The organism is Paenibacillus sabuli (assembly GCF_014705605.1).
Taxonomy (GTDB): domain Bacteria; phylum Bacillota; class Bacilli; order Paenibacillales; family Paenibacillaceae; genus Paenibacillus_D; species Paenibacillus_D sabuli.
The window spans coordinates 199,060-222,129 of sequence record NZ_JACXIZ010000012.1; the positions used below are offsets into that span (position 1 = coordinate 199,060).

Genomic DNA, 23,070 nt, shown 5'->3' on the forward strand with positions numbered 1-23,070 from the left:
TTATCATTACTTTTCCTAAGGAAAAGACAATGTATTGGATTGAAATTTTTCAGCCCTTGACGGAGCCGATCAGCACGCCCTTGATGAAGTACTTCTGCAAGTACGGGTAGACGAGCAGGATCGGCACTGTCGAGGCGATGACGGTCGCGGACCGCACGCCCTCGGCCGGCACGTTCATGAGCTGGTCGGCCGTCCGGTCGAGCGCGGAGGACGCATTGGCATTCATGACGATGTCCTGCAGATACAGCGGCAATGGCCGCAGGTCGGTGCTGTTGATGTACAACAGCGGATTGAAGTAATCGTTCCAGAAGTAGACGGCGTAGAACAGGCCGATCGTCGCCAGCACCGGGCCGCTGAGCGGCAGGATGATGCGGAACAGGATCGTCAGGTTGCCCGCGCCCTCCAGCTTGGCCGATTCCTCCAGGCTCTCCGGCAGCGTCTCGAAGTAGCTCTTGATGACGAGCAGGTTGAACACGCTGATCAGCGCCGGGTAGATGAGCGCGCCGAGCGAGTCGATCAGGCCGAGCTCGCGGATGAGCAGGTAGTTCGGAATGATGCCGCCGTTGAACATCATCGTGAAGATGAACAGGACGATGATGACGCCGATGCCCGGCAGCTGCCGCTTCGACAGCGGATAGGCGGTCAGCGCCGTCAACAGCAGCGACAGCAGCGTACCGATGACGGCCACCAGGACCGAGATCCACAGCGCCTGCAGGAACTGCGAGGACGTGACGACGAACTTCATCGTATCGAGCTGAAAGCCGACCGGGAAGATCCCGACCTTGCCCGAGACGATCGCCCATTCCTCGCTGACGGCCTTGGACAACACGTTGGCGAACGGGAGCAGCGTAATGACCCCCATGAGCGTGAGCATAAGATAGATGCTGGTATCCAGCACATAATCGCCGGCGCTTTTGCTGCGCATAAGCTTCAGGCCTCCTTACCAGATGCTGCGTTGCAGAAATTTGCGACTAAGCGTATTGCCGAGAATGATGAGCAGGAAGCCCACCAGGGAATTGAACAAGCCGACTGCCGTACTGAAGCTGTAATCCTGCTGGCCGAGCCCCATGCGGTACACGAAGGTGCCGATGACGTCTCCGGTCGCGTAGACGAGCGGATTGTACATCGTCAGGATCTGCTCGGTGCCGGCCTCCAGCAGGTTGCCGATGCGCAGGATGAACATGAGCACGATGATCGGCAGCATGCCCGGCAGCGAGATCGAGAACATCTGGCGGATGCGTCCGGCGCCGTCGATCGCGGCCGCCTCGTACTGCTCCTGCTCGATGCCGGCGATCGCGGCGATGAAGACGATGGCGCTCCAGCCCGACTCCTTCCACCCTGCCGTGAAGACGACCACGCTGCGGAACATGTCGCTGTCGGTCATGAACGAGATCGGCGCGCCGCCGAACGAGCGAATGATCTCGTTGACGATGCCGCCCGACGGCGACAGGATGTTCAGGAACAAGCCGGAGATGATGACCCAGGACAGGAAATGCGGCAAATAAATGACCGTCTGGATGGCGCGCTTGAAAAACATCCGCCGCACTTCGTTGAGGATCAGCGCGATGAAGATCGGCAGCGGGAACAAGATGACGATCTTGTACAGGCTGATCAGCAAGGTGTTGATCAGCACCTGCAGGAATTCCTCCGAATGCAGCAGCTTGTTGAACTGCTCCAGCCCGACCCACTCGCTGCCCGAGAGGCCGGTAAAGATGTTGAACTCCTGAAATGCGATGATAATGCCGTACATCGGCGTGTATTTGAACAACAGCAAAAATGCAAGTCCGGGAACCAGCAGCAGGTACATGTCCAGATTGCTGCGGAACAGCTTCCAGCGGTTTCGTTTGACCTTGATGTCCGCCACCTTGGTATTCGCCGCCTTGGTGCCGCTTGCCATACCTCCATCACCTTCTCTTTCTCGTCGTGCCTTTATTCTATAAAAGCAGCCGCGACGCGAGTAGGAGACAAAACGTTCATTTCTGGTACTTTTGATAAAAGTACAAGCCAAACATAAAAAAAGCCCCCGCCGTCCGCAAATGGGACAGTGGGGGGCGATCCGTGCGGCCGCCTTAAGCCGGACACGTACACAGCCTATGCGATTGTGTCTGCACGGCAGCGACGTCGCAAGCGCGAACGGCCGCGGCCTACAGGCCGAGCGCCTTGCCTTTCTCCAGCCGCTTGATCTGCTCCTCGCCGGTATCGGCGAGTTCGCGGAACTCGGTGATCGTCTGCCGCATCTTGGGCAGCGCCTCTTGCTTGTACGTGCTGATCGAATCGAGCGCCGAGATGACGTCGCCGAACGCCTGCTTGAGCGTCTCGACGGAGACGCTGGCCTCGTACGCCTGCTTCTGGATCGCGACGCCCTGCTCCTTGAGCATGCGGGAGGTGCCGCTGATCAGATTGTCCGTCGTCTTGTTGAGCAGCTCGATCTTCTGCAGGACGATCCGCTGGTTGTAGAGCGCGCTGGCGACGGTGACGGCGATCCGCAGCGCGGTGACGGTGACGGTGCGGGCCCGGTCGACGCCGCGGATGAGCTCCTTGTTGTTGCGGATGACGACCTCGCTGGCCATGATGCCCTGCTGATTGACGACCATCATCTGCTGCAGGTCCATGACGCGCTGGCGCATCGGGAACAGCACCTCCTCGGTGATGAAGCGCACCTTGTCCTCCGCTTCCTGCCGCGCCTTGGCGGCCTCGATCTGCGCCTCGATCTCCGTATCCATCAGCATGCCGAGCTGGATCTCCTTCTCCAGCCGCTTCGTCAGCTCGCGCATCGCCTGCTGCTCCAGCTCGAGCGTCGTGTTGTCGTTCTGCAGCACGACCTTGCCCTTGTCGAGCGAGACGATGATGTCGGAGATGACGCTGTCGGCCTTCTGGTACTTGGCGAAGTAGCGGCGCAGCGGATTGAAGAGACGGCCGAGGAAGCCGCTCTTGGCGAAATCGACGACGCTCGGGTCCAGATCCTTGAGCTGCAGATTCAGCTCCATCAAGTCCTTGGCGACCTGACCGCCTTCGTCGCCGCTCTTGGACAGGTTGTTCACCGACACCTGCAGCAGCTTGTTCTTCTCCGAGGAGGAGCGCATCGTGCGCATCCCGAATTGATCGATCGACTGCATGATCTCCCGCCGCTTCTCCAGCGACTCCGTATCGACCGCAAGGATCGTCGAGACATTGCTCGCCGCCTGCTCGCGCAGCTCCTTCACCTCCTCGGGCTCCGGCTGGACCTGCTCTTCAATCGCCGACTTGATCTTCGCTTCGTCTACTACTTCCATCGTAAAGGCCATCGTGGACCCCTCCTCCTGTAATAAAACCGGCTCGCGCCGCTAACCCCCCCGCAATAAACCATATGAACGCCGCGCCTACATCTGCACGTTGAGCAGATTGCCGATCTTGTACACGACATCGTCGGTGTCGGCGTTGATGCTGGCCGCTTCGTTGATGCTGGAGATGCTCTGCAAGGCCTGAATGTTGGCATTGTACCCGATCGTATAGATCGGCACCTGATACGTCTCGATCAGGCTGCGGATCTCATCGAGCGAGTGCCCCTCGTTGGTCTCGCCGTCGCTGAGCACGAAGATCAGCGGCCGGATGCTCGGATCCTCCGCGCGCGCATCCTGCAGCATCTTCATCGCCACGACGATGCCGTCGAAGGTCGCTGTGCCGCCGTCGGCCTGCAGGCTGCTGACCGCCCCGACGAACATCGACTGCTGGTTCGTATCGTACTTGGCGATCGGCAGATCGATCGTGACGTCGCTCGAGTAGGAGACGAAGCCGATGCTGTTGTCCCGTCCCAGGTACTTCTGCCCGGTCAGCAGCGATTCCTTGAGCCGATTGAGCGGCTCGCCGTTCATGCTGCCCGAGACGTCGGCGACGAAGACCGCGGCGATCGGCTTGTTGACGTCCTTCTTCTCCTTCCACAGCTTCTGCGCCGCCGAGAGCAGTCCCGGATCGGCCGGCGCGACCTCTGCCTTGTAGTCGTCCATGCCGTTGAAGCCGTTCTTCGTGCCGAGCGCCTGATTGTCCTCCTGGCGGACGAAGTCGGCGAAGGCCTGAATGATGTCCCGCTTCGTCTGCGGCAGGTCGCCGAGCGCGTAGAGCGGGCTGTCGTGCCGCACGCCGAACGGCGTGAAGACGTAGCCGCTCTGCAGGTCCGCCGTGTTGACGAAGGTCTGATACTCCAGCACGAACGCGTCCAGCATGCCGGACTTGGCCGCGTCGCGCATCTGCAGCGTCGTCGAGGCGACGAACGGCACGTTGGCCTGGAAGCGCTCGAAGCCCGCGACCGCCTGATCGCCGAGCATATCCGCGCTGTCGAAGGTCATCAGCGCCGTCACCAGGAAGTTGAGCCCGGTCGAGCTCGCGAACGGATCGGTATAGCCCATCGCCAGCTCGTTGGCCGCGATCGCGTCGGTCACGGTTTTGAGATTGAGCGCGCCGTACTTCTCGATCAGCTCGTTGTACTTGTCTTCGTCGGTGACGATGCCCGCCACGTTGCCGACGAGGCGATCGGTGATCTCCTCGACCTTGACGCCCTCCGCGGCGACCATATCGCCCCACAGCGCGTTGGACGGGGTATACGCGTCCGGGACGTACTTGCCCGACTTGATGTAGTCGGCCGCCGTACCGGAGGCGATATTGCGGATGCGCACCGAGACGGGCGAGCCGTCCACCTCGATCCCCGCGTTGTTGAAGGCCTCAGCCACCTCATTGAGCCAGCCGTCCGTGCCGGTGCCGGACTTCTCCGTGGAGGAGAAGATCTCGACATAGCTGCTGGTCGTGTGGTCGACCGAGATGTCGAACTTGTCGATGCTCGGCAGGGCGCTGCCGACATCGACCGGATCGAGGTCGATCTGACCCTTGATCGGATCGGCCTCGGTGACCCGGATATCACCGTATAGCTTCGTCAGCCGCTCCGCCGCATCCTCCTCCGAGATCTGGCCCGCGGTCTTGCCCAGGTCCGAGGTGAGGTTGATCCCGTAGTAGACGAGACCGAAGACGACCGCGGCGATGACGATCAGCCCTGCGAATATTTTGCCCTTGCCCACGTGCATCCCCCTTTCAATGCTTGTATAGCTTCGTCTGCTTGATCAAGACGTCCAGCTCCTGCATGCCGGGCATCTCGTCGATCTCCTTGTAGTTGGTGCTGCCGAGCGCGGCCACCTCCAGCAGCAATTTGTCCAGCTTGAGCAGAATTTCCTCATTGGCCTGCAGGTACCCGCTCATATATTCGAAGTACTGCGTGTACAGCGAGACCTTCTCCTGCTCGACCGCAGACAAGGTCCTCCCCGGCCGGTGCCGGCCGACGAAGCGGGCGAACTCCCCTCCGTCGAACACCCGCAGCTTGTTCAGCATACTGCGCATATGGTCGTAGAACAGGTTCTCGACTTCATCAATGACCTTGCTGAACTTGGCATAGCTCAGCTCCGTTGGCTGAAAGCGCTGGCCCAGCACCTCGTCGAGCGCCAGCCTGCGCTTGCGCATCCGGTCGAGCTGGTTGAGCGCGAGCGCGATATCCTTGTGCAGTCCTTTGACGTGACGGTAGCGATACAGGGCCGCTACGTAATCCTCGTGCGTCTGAATGTTCTTGACCGGCGTGACGGCAGTCGTGCGGAACAGTAGGCTGTAGCTGCCGTACAGCACCACCAGCAGACTGACGACCAATAGCGTGATGGCGGAGGCGGTCTCCAGCGCGCTGCCGCCGCTGATGCGGATGCCGAGCAGCCCCGGCGACAAGACGACGACATTCACCATCACGATCCCAAAAACAAGTCCGGTCAGCTTCAACAATCGTACGCCTAGCAACGTAACACCTCCTCTGCGCTCACAATCCGCCGATGCGCTTCATCGGCGAGCCTCTTCTTATATACGTACGTACCGCGAATTGGACGCATGTATTTCAAATGATACATGATTATCCAGCGCTTGAGAATACATTTGAAACAATAGCTTAAGATTGATTTAAGGTTAGACGCCTACAATGAAAATCGAAACAACAACACCCTATCTTAATATAAGGAAGTGACGCAGATGTTCAAAAAACCGATCGCCGCTACGATGAGTCTTGCCTTGGCGCTAGCCTTCGGCCTGCCTGCTTCGGCGGATGACGCTTCTGGGAAAGCGATCTCGATCGAGCTCGCAGACAACGGCACGCTCGTCGACGGCGCGGCTGCCTCTGACGACCCCGGCAGTGCCGTCTATGTAGGCGCGGATATCGTCTATTATGAAAGCAATCAAGGCGATGATTATGGCGAGGGCTCGGCAGCCGATGCTCATGACGCCGAGGAGGCCGCTGCCCACACCGTCGTGACGATTACCGAGCCCGGCACATATCGAGTGAGCGGCACACTCTTGGCTGGCCAGCTGGCAGTTGATCTGGGCGAGGATGCGCAGAGCGACCCTTCCGCCGTGGTGACACTGATCCTCGACGGCGTCGACATTACGTCCACCGTGGCGCCAGGCGTTATTTTCTACAATGTGTACGAGCCGTATGAAGATGACGAGGACACCGGCGGCGTGACCGATCTCTCCGATGCGGGCGCTCAGGTCGTACTCGCCGACGGGTCGGTTAACCGTGTCGACGGAGCCTACGTGGCGCGTATCTACGATCCGGGTACGACGAAAAAGCTGCACAAATACGACGGGGCCTTCTATTCCAAGATGTCGATGCAAATTTCTGGTGAAGCAGAAGGCACCGGAGAACTGCAGATTATCGCTGCCAATGAGGGGCTCGACTCCGAACTGCATCTGACGATTAACGGCGGCCATATTGCCATCGAAGCACAAGATGACGGCATCAATACCAATGAAGACGGCATCTCGGTCACTACGATGAACGGCGGAGAACTGTATGTGAATGCCGGACTGGGCGCCGAGGGCGACGGTATCGATTCCAACGGCTACCTGACCATCAATGGCGGCCGAATCGTGACGATGGCCAATGAGCGCAGTCCCGACGGCGGCATCGACGCCGACAGCGCGATTACAATCAACGGCGGCGAAGTCATCGCTCTGGGCACTCGCAACGACGCCACGAGCGACGATTCCAAACAGCCCTTCATTGAATTGTCCTTCGCGGCAACCCAAGCGGCGGGCAGCACGATTACGATCGAGGACACGAACGGCGCTGTCCTGCTGGAGCATACGGCGGACAAGGCGTTCCAAAGCTTGACCTTCTCTTCCTCGGAACTGGCAATGAACACCGAATACCACGTCTTCATCGACGGCGTGCAACAGCAATATACCGGCAATTCCTTCGGCATGATGATGGGCGGCGGCTTCGGCGGACCCGGAGGGATGGGCGGCGAACCGCCGGAAGGCTGGACGCCTCCTGAGGGCTTCGAGCCCCCGGCCGCGGGCGAAATGCCTGAGCCTCCGGAAGGCTGGACGCCTCCTGAGGATGGCGAAATGCCGCAGCTCCCGGATGGGATGGAAGCACCGGAGGGCATGCAGTTCCCAGGCTCGCAGGGCGTGAACGATGAAGAGACGGGCGAGCCAAGTACAGCCTTCGTGCTGACCAATGACGTGCACAGCTTCTCCGGTGTCGCCGAAGCCTCGGACGGCACAGGCAAGACTGCCGTGACATTCACCGTCAACGGTGGCGAAGGCATCGCCAGCGTCGCTAGCGGCGATGCGATCGTGCTGGACGACATCGCCGCTAGCGCTGATGTATCGGAGGACGCGGTGCAGCTTACCATCACCGATGTGCCTTCCGAAGACTATGCGGTTACCTGGCTGCTCTCCGACGGAGCAGACGCGCTGGAGGAGGCGCTGCCGACCGCCGACGGCACGTACCGGCTGACGATCGCGGTCGCCGCCGGCAACGAGACATACACCGGCGTATCAGAGTGGTTATTTACAATTGGTGGACTGCCCTTCACAGATGTGCGCGCTGACGCTCCTTACTATACGGCCGTCGAGGAATTGTATGAAGCCGGCGTCATGATCGGTACATCTGCGGATCGCTTCTCTCCGCAAGCGTCGGTTACCCGGGCCACAGCGATCACCGTACTGGGCCGCTTGCTCGGGGTCGAGCAGACGGATACCGACCGCTTCGACGATGTCGCCAGCAGCTCCTGGTACAGCGGCTACGTCGGTTGGGCCGCCGACAGCGGCCTCGTGATCGGCGATGGCGCGGGAGCGTTCATGCCGGAACAGACGATCAGTCGTGCGGATATGACGCTGATCCTCACCCGCTATGCCGAGCTGATCGGGCAGACTTCTGCAGCCGATGATGCGAGCGGCGAGCAAGACGCTTCGAGCGGCGGAAGGGACCTGACCCGCGCCGAGCTGGCGTCCATGCTGGCCCCGCTGCTGGAGCTGCCCGAGCTGCAGTGACTGTGACCAGTTGACCTCAAGTGACCGAATCAGCACGTGCGGAACGGGCGAACCGCTGTAACGGTCACCACCGACGCTTAGCGCATCATTTTGACGTGTTTACGACTCTAACGGATACTAGCGACGCTTAGCGGTCATTTCCACCACCTACACGGCCAATAATCCCCGCTAAGCGTCTCCCATGTCCACTACAGCCGGCTTGCCCAGCCAGCTTGCTCTGGCCTCGCGAATCCGCTCATGGGCGGTCTGCTTGCGGGGGCAGGTCGTGTGGGTCGCATGACACCTTCGTTCCGACGATAACATTTAGACAGGTTATCGGCCACCACAAATACGCTCTATAAAAAGGGCTACGGCGCCAAATGCGTCGTAGCCCTTTTCGTGCTTGGAGCTCTCGTTGTATTGTAGTCGCTATTCCGCCGGCGGCTTGAAATTGTTGTAAATGTTCTGCGCCGTGACGCTGCCGCTGCTTACCTCGTCAGTCGTGAAGCCGGAGACGACGTTGCCGACCTCGAATTGTTCGCTGACGAGCTGCTCCGACATCGGGAGCGCATTCGGACCGCTGATGCCGTATTCGGTCTCTTCGGTCACCTGCACCCACAGCTCGCCGATCCGGAAGCTGCTTCCATCCTCGGCGACCTCGTCGATGAAGCCGTCGATGTTGACCAGATGCCGCGCAGAGGTCGCCGGCGGCGTATTCGGCGTGTTGGGTGTGTTCGACGTATTAGGCGTATTCGACGTGTTGGGTGTGTTCGATGTGTCTGGCGTGTTCGGCTCGTTCTGCACAATGCCGGGACTGTTGCCGCCCCCCGTCGCACCGGGATCCGGTGCCGGGGTGCCAGGCGCGCCTCCGTCGTTGATGGCGTAGATGCCAACGGCGAGGACGCCGCAAGCGGCGACGCCGGAAATCCATGCGACGGCTTTATTACGGCTTGCTTTTTTCTCAGAATGCATATCGGTTCCTCCTATAGGTTGATTCACGTGTGTCATTTGATGCTGCTGCCTCGGATACTGCTGACGCTGTGCCTGCGCCAGCCTTTCAATCGTGCGCTGTTCGAAGTCCTCGCTTCGCTTCAGTCTGGACATCGCGGCTTTGTACTCGTGCTTTTGCTTCTCCATGCCTACTCCCCTCCCAGAATGCCTTTGAGCAGCTTGCGCCCGCGCGCCAGCCAGGTGCCAACCGTCGCCGGCTTGGTCTGGAGCATCTCCGCAATTTCTTCCAGCGCATAGCCCTCGTAATAATGCAGATGAATTGGAATCCGGTACTTCCGGTCCAGGGACAGCACCGCCTGCAGTACGGTCCTGTCTTGCTGCGGGAGATCGGACAAGTTGTCGGGCAGCGGGTTCCGACTGCGGAACCATCCCGATTTCAGCTTGTTTTTGCTCTTGTTGATGGCCGTTCGAATCAGCCAGGCCTTCTCGTGCCCGCCGCTCTCAAAGGAAGGGGCGGACTGAAGATACGCCAGAAAAACATCCTGCGCAATCTCTTCGGCGTCGGCCACGTTTTTGAGATAAGCAAAGGCAACTCGGATCAGGGCGTCCGAGTAGGCGACCACTGCTTGGCGAACGGATTCATTGAGCTCGAATGAATCGCGCACCGCTCATTCCCCCTTCCCTCTATATACAACTGAAGCCCGTCCATTTTTTCACGACTGCGAAATCTTTTCGTTTTTTTGGCAATACGCTTCAAAAATCGGTATAATGAGATACAGGAACATACGTTCCTAATTCGTAAAATGACTTAGTTGCCTGAAACAGGGATGCCGAGCAGTCCTCCCCCGGATTGGCCCCCTTTGTCAAGCAAGCTCGGCCACTCGCCCAAGCCCTTAATCCAAAGAGCGTTGCCAATTGTATTGTCCAGTTTTACAAATTTTCGCATTGCGAAAAGGAGATGACGCTAACTGTGCAGTCTATTATACTGAAAGAACAAGGCGAATCGTATACGAGCCGGCGCTATATCGACTTAAAAGCAGACTTTGCATTTAAGCGTATGTTTGGACAGGGAGACGGCAGGAAGGTGCTGATTGCCTTTTTGAACGCCTTGCTGGCTTCGGATCGGCAGCATCCGCCGATCGTTTCGGTCGAGCTGCTGAATCCGGAGCTGGAACGCGAATACAGCGAAGATAAAAAAGCGCTGCTGGATTTGCTCGCGCAGACCGATTCGGGCACATTTATACACATCGAGCTGCAACTGCTCAATCAACCGCATCTCATTAGCCGGCTTGTGTACTACTGGAGCAGGGTATATACCAAGCAGCTCAAGAAGGGGCAGTCCTACGACAAACTAAATCCAACCATTACCATTCTTATTTCAAACGAGGATGTGTTGGCTCAGACCGGGCGCTACCACACCCGTTTTGGACTGTATGAGGATCAAGAGCGATTTCGGCTGACGGACATGCTGGACATCCATGTGATCGAGCTGCAGAAGCTGTTGCGCGCCTTTACGTCCGGAGACGCCGACCCATGGCAGGACAGCGAAATTCGCTGGCTGCTGTTGCTTGCCGCCGTCCAAGGCGATGACGTAAAGGACGGACTCATTAAACAATTGGAGGCGATTGCGATGCGCTCGGATGAGGAATTGTTCGAGGCGTTTGAACGTTGGGAAAGTTTAAGCCGCGATCCAAAAGTATGGGCAAAGTATGAATTGTGGCATATGGCAGTGATGGACGAGGCGGCCCGGGAAGCTGACCGGCTGCAATTGGAACAGGACCGGCAGCGTCTGGAAACGGAAAGCAAGCAGCTCAAGACGGAGACAACAAAGCTCCAATCCGAGACTGCTCAGCTCAAGTCTGAGTCTGCTCAGCTCAAGTCTGAGTCTGCCCAGCTCAAGTCTGAGTCTGCCCAGCTCAAGTCGGAAAAAGAGCGACTGAAGCTCCAGCTGCTGCAAGCAGGCCAAAATATGCTGCGCAGCGGCATGAGCCCGGAAGAGGTGTCCCGTATCACGGGATTGCCGGAGGACGAGCTGTCGAATGACGCGAGGTAGACGCAACGCAAAGAACCTCCAGGCCCTGCCTGCGGCAAAGCCGCCTCAGGCAAGGGCTTGAAGGTTATTGGCACGCGCTGTGGACCTGTGCTCGCGCTGCGAACCCGTGCTCCCGAACGCGGGGCGCCACCGAATCAGGCCAGCTTGTGGCCGCAATTCGGGCAAAAGTTGGCGCCTGCGTTTTTGGCGCCGCAATTCGGGCAGAAATTCGGCTTCGCGCCGCCTTCATCCGAAGCGGCCGGCGATGCTGCCGGGGCCGTTGGCGCCTTGGGCGCGTCCGGCTTGTTGACCTTGCCCTGTCCCATGTTGTCCATCATTTCCTTGGCGATGTTCATACCCATCATCATGCCCGCCATATCCGAGGCTGCTCCCCCGCCCTGCATCTTGCCGGAGGTCATTCCGTCGGTCATAGACACCTGTTGGTACTTCGACAGGTCGCCGATCATCTCATGCGAGGCGGTCTTGTTGATCATCGCCTGAATTTCCGGCGGGTAGTTAAAACTCATGACGTTGAAGCCAGTAATGGAGATGCCGATATCCATAATCTGCATGTCCAGATCGTCGCGGATGCCGCCCGCGATTTCATGCGCGTTGGCCTGCAGGTTGAACATGTTTTTGCCTTCGCGGCTGATCCACTTCATGAGCAGCTGGTCGAGCACCGACGTGATGCGGATCTTCACATCCTCGACGAGGTAACTGTCGCGCATGCCGGCGATCTTGTCGATCAGGGTCACATAGTCGGCCACCTTGAAGTTGAAGGTGCCGTTGGCGCGGATTGGCATGCCGCCAGGCAGCTGCGGCGTCGGAATGAGCACCGGGTTTTGCGTGCCCCAGCGGACGGTGAATTCCTTCGTATTGACGAACAGCACCTCGACCCGCATGCCGCTGTTGAAGCCGAACTTGAAGCCCTTGAGCGTGGAGAGGAACGGGATGATCTCCGAGTCGATGCTGTACTCGCCCTCGTCCTTGAATACCCCTTCGATGCGGCCGTTGTCCACGAAGATCGCATCCTGCCCGGGCCGAATGATCAGCTTGCTGCCCTTTTTGATTTCCCGATTGCGCCATTTCCAGAAGATCATATCCTCGCGGAACTCTTCCCACTCCACGACGTTGGCGAACTGATTTTTGAAAAACATGTCTGATTCCGTCCCTTCTGTTCGACGATTTTCGTTTAAAATGATCCCCGGCTGCCGCTATGCGAATGCCCGCCTCGTGTGACCCCGCCGCCCCCGCCGGAGCCGCCGCTGTTATTGCGCGGAATGCGGGTCTTGGTCGTCGTCTTGCGAATATACCGGTCATGATGAGCCAGCACGCCGGAGGTGGCGGTATTCTGATACGTCTGCGGCGTCACCGTGACGCGCCCGCCGGAGCGATACGCCATCAGCCCGACAACCGCGCCGCCGAGCGCGACCGCGACCGCAAGCTGGAACCACAGCCGAAAGACGATGTTGTCGGGATTGACGCCCGGCTCGAAGCCCATGTAGCGATGGGCCGTATCCAGGTACGTCCGGAAGGCGTCCGCATAGTCGCCCTCGCTCATCGCCGGCGTCATTCGATCGCGGATTTTGTCGAGACGACGATCGTCCAGGTAGGTCTCCCCCTTGTAGAACCCGGCCAGATAGATCTCCCTGCCCTTCATATCGACCGTCAGCAGCACTGTGTTGCCGTGCGATTTGTCGTAGCCGAAGCCCTGCGCGTCATAATAATCCTGTGTGATTCGCTTGACGTCGGCGCCCTCGGGATTGGGGGTCGTGTAGATGATCATATCCGTCTCGCGCTCGGCCGCGTACATATTGGCCAGCGCATTCAGCGCCTCGTAGTCCGCCCGGCTCAATAGCTCCGCATCGTCGAAGATCATCTGCTTTTGCGCCGTTTGCTCGGACGACGACTGTTCGGAAGCCGCGGCTCGTGCGCCGGCCGGCGCATACGGCCACAGGGCAACCGCGGTCAGCAGCAGCAGCGCCGCTATCCATAAGGCAGGCCATTTCCTCACCAGAATCCGCCTCCCATCCCCAGCGACAAAAACTTCATGCCGATCAGCGCGATTCCCGCCACGCCGCCGAACCAGGCGGCCACCTTGCCCTTGCTGATCGGCGGCTTGCCGACCACCTTGCCGGTCTGGCCGTTCATCGCGAACGTATACTGCAGCCGATTATAATCGTAGTGCACGACCCACACCGGTAGCAGCGCGTAGCTGGCGTGCTTGAGCCGGGTGTCGATGTCCTTTTGCGTATAGCTCACCGAAGCGTAGCCCGGCATCGTCGAGCGAATATAGGATTCGATGTAGCTGCCGATCCGGGCCTTGACGCGCGGGAACAGCTCCTGCTCGTCATGGCTGTATTTCTCGGCGACATAGCCCGCCAGATACGGCGTTTTGAAGCTCTTGAGCTGCTGATACGGGAACGGCTCCAGCTTATCCATGAGCGCGTCGTTCATTTTTTCCGAGGCGTCGACCGGCACCTTGGTATAGTCCAGGCGAATCTTGCGGTAGACGTCGTAGTACAGGGTCTCGGTGTATCGGTAATCGCCGCGCGTGTAGGTGCGCACCTTGGTCGCCGTGCCGCGCACCTCGATATTGTTGTCCAGCTCGTAGAGCCAGAACGGCACGTACATGCCGGTAATGCTCTTGATCCGGTCCGCGGTCATGAAGCCGCCCGGCGTGAGGCGCCCGCCCCGACACCACTTCTTGAAGGCGCGCTGCGCCTCCTCCTTGCTGATCGCAAATGGAATGACCACCGCCGGAGCCAGCTTGCCGGTCAGACGGTCGCCCAGCACGACGGCCGAGCCGCAAAAGCTGCAGACTGTCGCCGTCGTCTCCGCTTCGCTCAGGATGACCGCGCCGCAGCTCGTGCAGTGGTACTCGACCGCCTCGTCGCCCGTGAAGGTCTGCTTCATCAGCGGATCCTGCAGCGTCTCCACGTTGTCCCCCCGGCCGCAGCTCGGACAAGACAGCGCACCCGTCTCGGCGTCGAACGCCATCCCGCTCCCGCAGTTCGGACACTTGTATTCAATCACCGGCATCGTCGGCCACCTCGTTTCTCTCTCATGATGATAAGCGCTGCTCTAGTCGCGCAGACGCCGCCGCAGCGCCGCCAGCTCGTCCTCGGGACCGGCCGGCTCCGCAGACGCACGGCCCGCGCGCTCGCGCTCCCACTCGGCGAACACGTCGTCGAGATCGTCGCCGGCCGGCGCGCGCAGCTCCGCCAGCGCCATCGCCTCGTCGTAGTTCCGGTTCACCTGCTCCTCCCACGCCGCCATCGCACCGCTCGCCGATCCCGACGCCCCGCCGGACGCATGGATGCGCTGCTGCGCGCGGGCGGCATCCTGCTTGCCCGCCAGCGCATCGCGGCGCTCCTCCAGCTGGCGGACATCGCCGGCCAGCTTGTCCTCCATCTGCCGCATGCGCTGCGCGCTGGCCGCTGCCCGGTCCAGCGCGGCCTGCAGATCGCCGCAGCGCTGCTCCGTCTCTTGCTTGCGCGTCAGGAACTTCAGCGCCTCCGCCTCCTTGCCCTCGCGCACGCATGTCTCGGCGTAGCGCTGCAGCTTCGCCGACTCCTCGTCGCATTCCGCGAGCGCGCGTCTGGCCCGCTGCTCCTGCATCTGCAGCGTCGCCGTCTCCGCCTTGACGCGGCCCAGATCGGCCTGCAGCCCTTTCAGGTACGAGCGCGCCATCTTCTCCGGATCGTCAGCCCTGTCCACGAGCGCATTCCAATTGCTCAGCATGACCGCCTTGAATCGCGTCAGCATGCTCATCGCACGCCACCTCCTTCGTCAATGATGTCGTCCGGTACACGATATAATGCGCCGCCTGCCGCAAAAACCCGAGCTCGTGCGGCAGCCCGGCCAGCGCCTCCACACCGGAGCAATAGTGCTCCCACATGGCCCGCTGTGCGCCGGGGCGGCCCAGCCGCCGCAGATCGGCCGAGCTGCGGACCGGCCGCGCGACCGACGCCAGCCGCCCGAGTCCGAGCGGGCATGCGCCGTGCCCGGATATCCGCCTGCAGCCGCGAGGCGTAACTGCGGCCCTGCAAGTGCTGCAGCAGGTCCGCCCAGTAGCGTGCGGCCTGGGCCTCGGCCTTGGGATAAGCCGGCATCGTATCGTCATGCATCAGGGTCGCTTTGTTCATCGTCGTGTCAACCCCGGCTTCCAGGGATGTTACTACCATTACGCAGCAGAACGCGACGCGTTCCAAGCCCGCCGCCTCGGGGCCGTCTTGCCCGTCGGCCCGATGCTGTTATTTTATCATGCTTGCCGGGTCCGTCACATCCGCATTTTCGATTCATGCGCAAAAGAACCTTCATGCCGATGAATGAAGCGGCATGAAGGTTCCTTGTGTCTAGCAAGCAGGAAAATGAGTACTTTCGTTCCGCGCGGGTGTATTCTCGCGTCCGGATCAGCCTTTCAGCGAGCCAATCATGACCGCCGCCGCTTGTATTGCGCGTCCGCAGGCACTCCGCCATGATGACCGGGCGGCACGGAAATTCGTCTCATATTGAAACACATCGAGGAGGCCTATGCGGATACGCATAGGCCTCTCACAGATCCGGACGTGCGGGTAAAACGCATCCGGCTCCTCCAGTGATTACCGTTTTCTTGCCGGCGCTACATGTCCGTCACGGTGACGTTCACTCGTGCTTCGGCTCCTTTGTACATCGCCACAAGCTCCGTCGCACCCGCGTTCATGCCTTCTACGACTGCATCCGCACCGCGCGATTGCAGCAGACGCGCCAGATACGCGTCATCGCTGTACCAGACGATAGTCTCCGGATCAGCAACCGGTTGATTGGAGGCGTCGAGTACTTGTGCGCTTAGGGATGCTTCATCGCCCGTATCCAAGGTCAAGCAGGAGACACTGATCTGCACCGTGTACGGCGTCGTGCTCGGCCCCGGATCGTGGTAGCCCTTCGAAGCACCGTACAGTTGGCTGTTGAAGTCGTTGCTGCCGCCTTCCCAGTCCGAATTGGCACCGTTCACCAGCTGCGGGTCCGTGCCCTGCACACCTGCACTGTATTCCTCCGTACGCGTGGCGGTGAGCTGCCCGCCATTGAGAGCATACAGAGCGCCGCCGCTGCTGTCGCCGACGATCGAGTCGTAGAGGTCCACCTGATTGGACGCGCCTTCAAGCGAGATCTCGGTCTGCGCGTTATTGTAGAGCGTGCTATAATACAGCTCCGCCTTGCCGACACCGCTTCCGACCCACAGCCCCGGGGCGTCGCCGTTGCCGCCGCGGTGGTGCGAGTAAGCGCCGATTGCCCGCAGGAATACCGCCTTTTCCGCTGACCATATCCGGTAATTGCGCTTGTTGCCAAAGGCGATCGTCTCAATGAACACCGGGTTCCTGGACTTGTCGTCCCAGCCGCCGTCGGTGCTATCGAACGCCTTGCTGCGCACATAGGTCAGGTTGTACGTCTGCCGCTCGGCCGCGTAGCCGTCCCCGTTCCAGTATCCGGTGCCGTTCTCATGCCAGCTATTGCGGCTGACGACATCCTGGAAGACGATGTCGTGATCAAAAATGTATTCCGATTCCGGTGAGTTGCCGATCCGAAAGCCCATCGGGAAGTTGCCCGGCGCATAGTTGGCCTCGCCGCCCGCATCGGCTGTAACGCCGATCACGCTGGCGTTGTAGTTGCCGTTGCGGAAACGCACGGCACTCTTCGTATAGTTTGTATAGTGGCCGCCCTTGATGACGATGTCGTGGGAGCCTGCTGCCGGATTGGAGCGGGTCGCTCTTCCCCACAGGTACACCCCGTCGCTCATGTTGTGCATATCGACGTCGAGGATCCGAATGCCTGCATGCTGCCCGTTCGCGTAGATGCCGTAGTTATAGTTCTCGATGACGATGTCCTGGATCTGCCAATAGCTGATGCCCAGCGGGACCTCGATGAAGCTGCGCTGCACCTGATCCGACAGCTCCCAGTCGCCGCGGAACACCGGCATGCCCGCGCCCGTATCGATGCCGACGAGCCGCTTCCAATTCTCGTGGTCCGTGCCACCCCGCGTCAGCTCCAGCGTCTGCGGTACCGTATATGTCCCGCTGCCGACATGCAGCGTATTGCCGTCGCCCGTCGCGTCCCACGCCGCCTGCATGCCTCCGACCTGGTCGCCGGCGAACGCGTTGGCCCAGCTCGTGCCGTCCATCGCACCGGCGCCCTGCGGCGTCACGTAGCGATCGACCGGCGACGGCGTCGGCGTCGGCGGCGCGGTTCCTACCGTGTCGGCCAATAACTGCGCATCGCCGAATGCCACCGTATTTTGATAATTATCTGCAATGCCGTTCCATACGAGCTGGCCCTCGCGCGCGCCTCCGTCATCATCGTCGTTGACCGCCAGGTCAAAGCCGAAGTCCAGCCCCGGCGCGGCTTCCAACCCTAGATTTATCCATGGAATGGCCAGCTCGACGGCGTATCCGCCCGGGATCGCCGCCGCGGCATGCTTCACGCCGGCACGCTCGTTCAGGCGCTCGTAGAGCGAGGAATCATTGTATCCTTTGCGGAAGTGCCAGTCATGCACATCGTAGGTCGAGCCGTGATTGTGGTCGGCATCGATGAAGACCTCCACCGAATCGTCGTCATAGGCGTCCGTCGAATCGTTCCACAGCTGATCGTCGTAGACCTCGACGCCGACGTACAAGTAGTCGTCATCCCACAGCGTGCCGAAATTGACCGTGTTCCCGTTGACGCCGAGGACGGGCTTGCGGGCCGTGCGATCCAGGCTCCACACGCTCTCATCCAGCGCGCCGTCTACCACAAGCGGCTGCAGCGTACGCTTGATTTCGAGCGGCGCTTCCGTCGTGAGCTCCTCCACGGTAATGGCTGCGCTGTCCGTCAGACTGGCGTAGACCGCCCGAATGACCGTGGAGCCGGCACCCTCGCCCGTCACGTACCCATCTGCGTTCACGGATGCGACAGCCGCATCATCGCTGCTCCACAGGACCGAGACGTCGTCCATCGCCAGATCGCCCTGATCGAATACCGTACCCGTCAGCTGGCGCACCTCATTCTCCAGCAGGACCGCGCTCTCCGGCAGGACTTCCAGCCGCGTCGGCACGCGCAGATCCGTCACGGTGACATCGTCGATGCTGTAGCTGGACTTGCTGTACCCGCCGACTGCGATCTTGCCCGACACATGGGAAGAATCCGTCGCCGTTACCAGCGGCACCCCGTCTACCGAGCCGCTGATCTGATCGTCGTTCACCTCAAGTCGCAGCGTATAATACGTGTTGAGATCGAGCACGATTGGCGCCGAGTCGAGCAGGGTCGCATTGCCGCTTACCTTGCTGACCAGCGAGACCGTGTCGGTATCCGTATCGAGCCGCAGCAGGTAGTTGTTGTTCTCGCCCGAATATCTCGCGTACACCCCGATATTGTTGCTGTCCGCAGCACTTTTGACCTTCATTTCCACCGCATACTGCGTCCAGCTCGCACTGCCCGCAGTTGCATACTTCCGCGTCGAGCTCCCCGCATTATAGGTATAGCGGAGCGCGTCGTTGCCGCCCTCGTCGTATACCCCGAAGCCGGAAGCGAGATTCCACCCGTCGGCGGTCCCATCCTCAAAGTCGTCGAAAAACAGCGTCTGGTTGAACTCTGCATGCGCGATCGGCCCCGACACCCCTGCGGATGCGAACAAGGCCACCGTCATGCACAATACTAACAAAATAGAAATCGCTTTCAAATTTCTTTTGAACATATCGATCTTCCCCCAATCCTGGATTATGAATCGTTATGCTTAGACTTGCGGAACACGATCCGTAGGGTACTCCCCTTCGCACCTCCTCGATTGACCGACATCGCGACGGACGGATGCAGGCGCTGGACGGCAATCCGATCATCACAGCATTCCACACCTTCCACAGCCAGGTGCAGCGTGATTGCCATGCTCCCTTCGTCGGCCTGCGCAGGATCGGCTATCCACATCTCCACCTGGTCCGCTCGCTCTTGCACCACGATTGAAGCACGCTTGTTGCAGCTCACGGGCCCGGCCGACTTCATGCCGTCTTCCCAGAAATGAACGGCGAACAACCCACTCTCCCGGTCCTCAATTGCGTGCCGATCGCTTGTACACGTCACGATTGCCATACCCGGATCGGCGGCATACGCCGCTACTTCTTCCGGGGATCGGCCCGGCAGCAGCACGTACGCGTAATGGTCGGAGCCTGCGCGAGCATCGTGCTCGAACCATGCGGTCATGTAATCGCGCGTCAGCTGCGCTGCCCCCTCCCTTTCCTCCATCTCATGCGAGCTCATCCTCCGCGCCTCCCGGAGGAGTCGCAGCGGCTTCGGGCGGGGAAAGACGTAGCCGATCTCGGCGCCGGGAACAGTGCCCGACAGATGCATCCAACGCGGAGACACCGTTTTTGCAACCCCTGCCTCAGTGAACGCCCGGCAAGCGCCATCCGCTTCGATTAGCAGTGTGTTGCTTCCATCACGGCTCAGCATTCGATTCTCGACGATTGTCTCCACTTCCGGCACCTGCGCCCCTTCCAGCACGGTACCCAGAGCCATCACCACATCCCCGCACAGCAACCATGATTTCCGCGCGCGGAATTCGCCCGGTTCCACCAGTTCCATCCCGACCAGACCGTACTTGCCGCCGCATTCCACACCGCCGACGAAGGCACCGGCCTCCCTCCTTCCCAGCCCGAATCCGATCTCCCGGGGGACGCTGCTGACTGTCGTGCCCGGCAGGCGATACGGATCGACGGTCGGCCAGAAGCCGTCGCTATAGTGGGCAAGGTCGGCATTGTAGAGCGAGATCATGCCATGCGCGGTGTACCAGCCCTGCCTATTCTCCCCATTGATCGATTCATAGCTGCCCGTTCTCTCCGAGAACATGCTGATGCCAACGGCATAGCCCGTCCCGCGCGCCATCGCCCGGTCCATTCGCGGAAACACCCTGCAAATCGCCGCTTCCTCGCCTCCCTGCACCGTGTCGTCTTGCAGTACTGGCCGCGCCAGGACCGCCATCGGCAAGGACGCTTCTTCCATATAACTGCGATACGTATTTTGCTGCATCCACTGCTTCGCCTTGCCCTTCAACCATCCCGCTTCACCCGGCGACGCGACTTCCGCCAGCTGCAGCGCTGCGCCGATCATGGCGTGCCCGGCGCTGTGGCTGTCGGGGTAACGCCGCGAGATTTCCCTGCCCCTGACCAGGTCCATCATCTGACCGCGATACAGGAACGGCTCGAAGGAGTGCCTCACCCACCCGACCATGACACTTACTTGATCGGAGGGCAGCGCCCACGGCGAGCCATGCAGCATGTAGGCTAATTCCGCCAGTTCCTTCAGCAGCGACTTTCCATACCCGCCGGTGTACGCGAATTTTTTGTGCTGGATGAAGGAGCCATCCGCGTAGAAGCCGTCGCCCGCGTCCGCGAGCTCGAATACCGGGGCCAACGCGGCGGATGCCGCCCGGATCCCGTCTGCGTCTTGCTTGAGCAAGGAAAGGAGGAGAAACGCCCGGCTCTTCCATACCCGGTTCGCACCGGTAGACGGATAAGGCTCCGCCAGCACCGAGTGACGCATCATCTCCGGATTCGGCACGAAGCGGTCCAATACGCGCACATAGGCAGCTAGCGCGGCGGCATCGAGCTGCCCCCGCATCACACAAAGCGTGTTCAGCAGCTGCAGCGGCGCGCCGATTTCCCAATGCCACCAATTGCCGTACACCCGCACATGCTCGTTGTAACGCCGTTCGTACATCCATGCCAAGCCCTGGACGATCGACCGCGCCATTGCCGCATCCTCGTATAGGGCGGAGCCGGGCGTCGCCAACGCAGTCGCCATGTCGAGCAGACGAAGGTAATTCTCACGTAAATCTCCCGCATGGCCGAGCTTCGGAACATCCGGCCATAGCGCCTCCTCGCCACTGGGATCGATCATGCGCGCGTAGCCGCGAGCAGTCTGCGTCACGCGATCGATCTTGACGCGCCAGCCCGGGTCGGACGACTCAAGGGCAATGCCCGAGCCGCCGACCAATCCGGACCTCCAACGTTCGAAGAGACGGTCAAACATGTCAACCCGTTCCAAATTCTGCCCCTTTGCAAAAGGTCGCCCGGTTGCTCGTCATCCTGCTTGCACTCCTCTCAATGGCTTGTGCCGATGCGGGTGGTCCGGAGCAGCCCGACAAGTCGAAATGAGCAGCTCCGCGCACGCGCAATCAGGACTTCGCCTGTTGGTACTGCGCGTTCAGTTCCTCGATCACCTTGCTGCCGCCGGCGTTCATCCACTTCTCGACCTCGGCCTGGTAGCCCGCCGCATCGATATGTCCCATGATGTACTTGACCATCATATCGTAGCGCATATTGTCGAGCTGCTGACCTTGTCGCGTGTACGTATCGGAGTCGAACGGCTGTGCCAGATTGTACACCGCGACTTCCTCATTGGATAGCTTCAAGGCTTCAACTTTCTCGCGCAGCGGAGGGAGTCCGCCTTCAGGTGTCAGATTGGAGACCACCTTCAACTGCAACTGCTTGTAATCCAGCAAGTCTTTTTGCAGCATTTCCCGGTCCCCGATGATGGCCTTGCCGTCTTCTATGTTGTAATGCGTACCCTCGACTCCGTACTCCAGCAAATCCTGCACTTCTTTATCGTTCAACTGATCCAGGAACTTCATCACCCGCTTGAAATCCGCTTCTTCCGGAACGGATTTCTTCGGAATCATATAGACGCCGAGGTAGCCCGTGCCTGCACGCGCCCGCGCGCCGTGTCCGGCATCCAGCGTACTGAATACGTCGAGCACCGCGCCTTCTTCCGTCTTGCCGGCCGCCTCCCACGCCGGTGGATTGTTCAGCGAGCTGAACATCGATCCCCCTTCTCCTGCCAGATACATTTCATTCGCTTTGGAGCCCGCGACGACCGCGAAGTCCTGGTTCATCAACTGCTCGTCGTACAGCTTTTTCATGAAATTCAGGGCTGCCATGTACGCTTCAGTCACGAAGTCGGGCTCGAGATTGCCGTTTTCGTCCTCGCCCCAAATGTTCGGGCTGCCGAACCAGTTCGCGGCGATACGGAACATCGCAAGAAAATCTTCTTTCCAGTAGATCATGCCGTACGTGTTGTCTTGTCCGTCTTGATCCGGATCCTGCTCTTTAAACGCTTTCATCATGTCGTAATATTCATCCGGCGTCGTCGGCTCGGTTAACCCGAGTTGATCCAGCCAGTCTTTGCGATAGGTGACACCGACCTGCGCTGGCGCCGAATGCTTGTAGACCGCATAGACTTTGCCGTCGATGCTGGCATTGTACAGAATGCCCTCGCTGGCCTGACTCAGGTTCGGATAATTCGCCAAATGCGGCCCGATCTCCCAGAACGCGCCTGCCTTGACCGCATTCAAAATACTCGATGACTTCATACTCTTCACGTACATCAGCATCGGCATTTCGCCGGAGGCCATCATCAGATTCGTTTTCTCGTCATACGTATCCGAAGGCACCCACGTAATATTTAGCTTCGTATTCGTGTGCGCCTCAATCGCTTTCTGAATCGCGTTGTCCTTCTCCGGCGTCTCCGGGTTATTGGTCAGGATCATCATCGAAATGGGGAACGGCTCTTCTGCGGCCGGTTCAGCAGGCGTATCTGCTGTTGCTCCGTTCGCTGCGCCCTCGCTTGCCGCAGGCTCGGACGGCGCTGGCGGCTCCTCTTCATTCTGACCCGCACAGCCGGCCAGCAGGCTCAGCGTAATCAGCAGCGCCAAGACCGGGAACAGCAGTTTTTTAAATCTTTTTGACGACATGTTTGTTCATCCTCCCTTT

Annotated in this window: 17 protein-coding genes; 2 read left to right on the top strand and 15 right to left on the bottom strand. The window is 60.0% G+C overall.

Translation table 11 applies throughout. From position 1 onward, the window contains the following. Window positions 1-49: 49 nt before the first annotated feature. The 5 genes from IDH44_RS06645 to IDH44_RS06665 all read right to left on the bottom strand — a co-directional run bounded on the left by IDH44_RS06645 (window position 50) and on the right by IDH44_RS06665 (window position 5,802). A complete protein-coding gene (locus tag IDH44_RS06645; RefSeq protein ID WP_190915913.1) occupies window positions 50-925 on the bottom strand; it encodes a carbohydrate ABC transporter permease in 876 nt (291 codons plus the stop codon). A gap of 15 nt (window positions 926-940) precedes the next feature. Further along, window positions 941-1,897 carry an ABC transporter permease gene (locus IDH44_RS06650; protein ID WP_190915915.1) on the bottom strand — a complete coding sequence of 319 codons (957 nt, stop codon included), beginning with the start codon at window positions 1,895-1,897 and terminating at the stop codon, window positions 941-943. Window positions 1,898-2,144: 247 nt separating this feature from the next. Then, a complete protein-coding gene (locus IDH44_RS06655) occupies window positions 2,145-3,284 on the bottom strand; it encodes a toxic anion resistance protein (protein ID WP_190915917.1) in 1,140 nt (379 codons plus the stop codon). Between the two features lie 75 nt (window positions 3,285-3,359). Next, entirely contained in the window at window positions 3,360-5,051 is a 1,692-nt protein-coding gene (locus IDH44_RS06660; RefSeq protein WP_190915919.1) for a VWA domain-containing protein, read from the bottom strand. A 7-nt stretch (window positions 5,052-5,058) separates the two neighbouring features. Then, entirely contained in the window at window positions 5,059-5,802 is a 744-nt protein-coding gene (locus tag IDH44_RS06665) for a hypothetical protein (RefSeq protein ID WP_223869425.1), read from the bottom strand. A gap of 225 nt (window positions 5,803-6,027) precedes the next feature. Here IDH44_RS06665 and IDH44_RS06670 point away from each other — a divergent pair, with 225 nt between their 5' ends. Beyond that, on the top strand, window positions 6,028-8,334 hold the full coding sequence (locus tag IDH44_RS06670) for a carbohydrate-binding domain-containing protein (protein WP_190915921.1): 2,307 nt from the start codon (window positions 6,028-6,030) through the stop codon (window positions 8,332-8,334). 408 nt (window positions 8,335-8,742) lie between these two features. On the opposite strand, the gene IDH44_RS06675 is transcribed toward IDH44_RS06670, so the two are convergent. Next, window positions 8,743-9,450 carry a hypothetical protein gene (locus tag IDH44_RS06675; protein ID WP_190915923.1) on the bottom strand — a complete coding sequence of 236 codons (708 nt, stop codon included), beginning with the start codon at window positions 9,448-9,450 and terminating at the stop codon, window positions 8,743-8,745. Between the two features lie 2 nt (window positions 9,451-9,452). Continuing rightward, the gene (locus IDH44_RS06680) at window positions 9,453-9,929 is read right to left on the bottom strand and encodes an RNA polymerase sigma factor (protein ID WP_190915925.1); all 477 of its coding nucleotides are present in this window, start codon (window positions 9,927-9,929) and stop codon (window positions 9,453-9,455) included. A gap of 185 nt (window positions 9,930-10,114) precedes the next feature. Here IDH44_RS06680 and IDH44_RS06685 point away from each other — a divergent pair, with 185 nt between their 5' ends. After that, window positions 10,115-11,317, top strand: a complete 1,203-nt coding sequence (locus IDH44_RS06685) for an Rpn family recombination-promoting nuclease/putative transposase (protein ID WP_190915927.1) — start codon at window positions 10,115-10,117, stop codon at window positions 11,315-11,317. A gap of 134 nt (window positions 11,318-11,451) precedes the next feature. Here IDH44_RS06685 and IDH44_RS06690 read toward each other — a convergent pair whose 3' ends face one another. From IDH44_RS06690 to IDH44_RS06725, 8 genes are all read right to left on the bottom strand, one after another. Beyond that, on the bottom strand, window positions 11,452-12,453 hold the full coding sequence (locus IDH44_RS06690; protein WP_190915929.1) for an SPFH domain-containing protein: 1,002 nt from the start codon (window positions 12,451-12,453) through the stop codon (window positions 11,452-11,454). A gap of 35 nt (window positions 12,454-12,488) precedes the next feature. After that, complete coding sequence (locus IDH44_RS06695; protein ID WP_190915931.1) at window positions 12,489-13,310, bottom strand: TPM domain-containing protein; 822 nt, start codon at window positions 13,308-13,310, stop codon at window positions 12,489-12,491. Then, the gene (locus IDH44_RS06700) at window positions 13,307-14,338 is read right to left on the bottom strand and encodes a TFIIB-type zinc ribbon-containing protein (protein WP_190915933.1); all 1,032 of its coding nucleotides are present in this window, start codon (window positions 14,336-14,338) and stop codon (window positions 13,307-13,309) included. The genes IDH44_RS06695 and IDH44_RS06700 overlap by 4 nt, the downstream gene beginning before the upstream one ends. 42 nt (window positions 14,339-14,380) lie before the next feature. Then, window positions 14,381-15,070: a PspA/IM30 family protein gene (locus tag IDH44_RS06705; protein WP_190915935.1), complete on the bottom strand. Its 690-nt coding sequence runs from the start codon at window positions 15,068-15,070 to the stop codon at window positions 14,381-14,383. Further along, complete coding sequence (locus IDH44_RS06710) at window positions 15,067-15,444, bottom strand: hypothetical protein (RefSeq protein ID WP_190915937.1); 378 nt, start codon at window positions 15,442-15,444, stop codon at window positions 15,067-15,069. Before IDH44_RS06710 ends, IDH44_RS06705 begins: the two co-directional genes overlap by 4 nt. A 476-nt stretch (window positions 15,445-15,920) precedes the next feature. Next, window positions 15,921-19,004 carry a sugar-binding protein gene (locus IDH44_RS06715; RefSeq protein ID WP_190915940.1) on the bottom strand — a complete coding sequence of 1,028 codons (3,084 nt, stop codon included), beginning with the start codon at window positions 19,002-19,004 and terminating at the stop codon, window positions 15,921-15,923. A gap of 23 nt (window positions 19,005-19,027) precedes the next feature. Then, window positions 19,028-21,331: a polysaccharide lyase 8 family protein gene (locus tag IDH44_RS06720; protein WP_190915942.1), complete on the bottom strand. Its 2,304-nt coding sequence runs from the start codon at window positions 21,329-21,331 to the stop codon at window positions 19,028-19,030. Between the two features lie 145 nt (window positions 21,332-21,476). After that, entirely contained in the window at window positions 21,477-23,051 is a 1,575-nt protein-coding gene (locus IDH44_RS06725) for an extracellular solute-binding protein (RefSeq protein WP_190915944.1), read from the bottom strand. Between the last annotated feature and the right edge of the window lie 19 nt (window positions 23,052-23,070).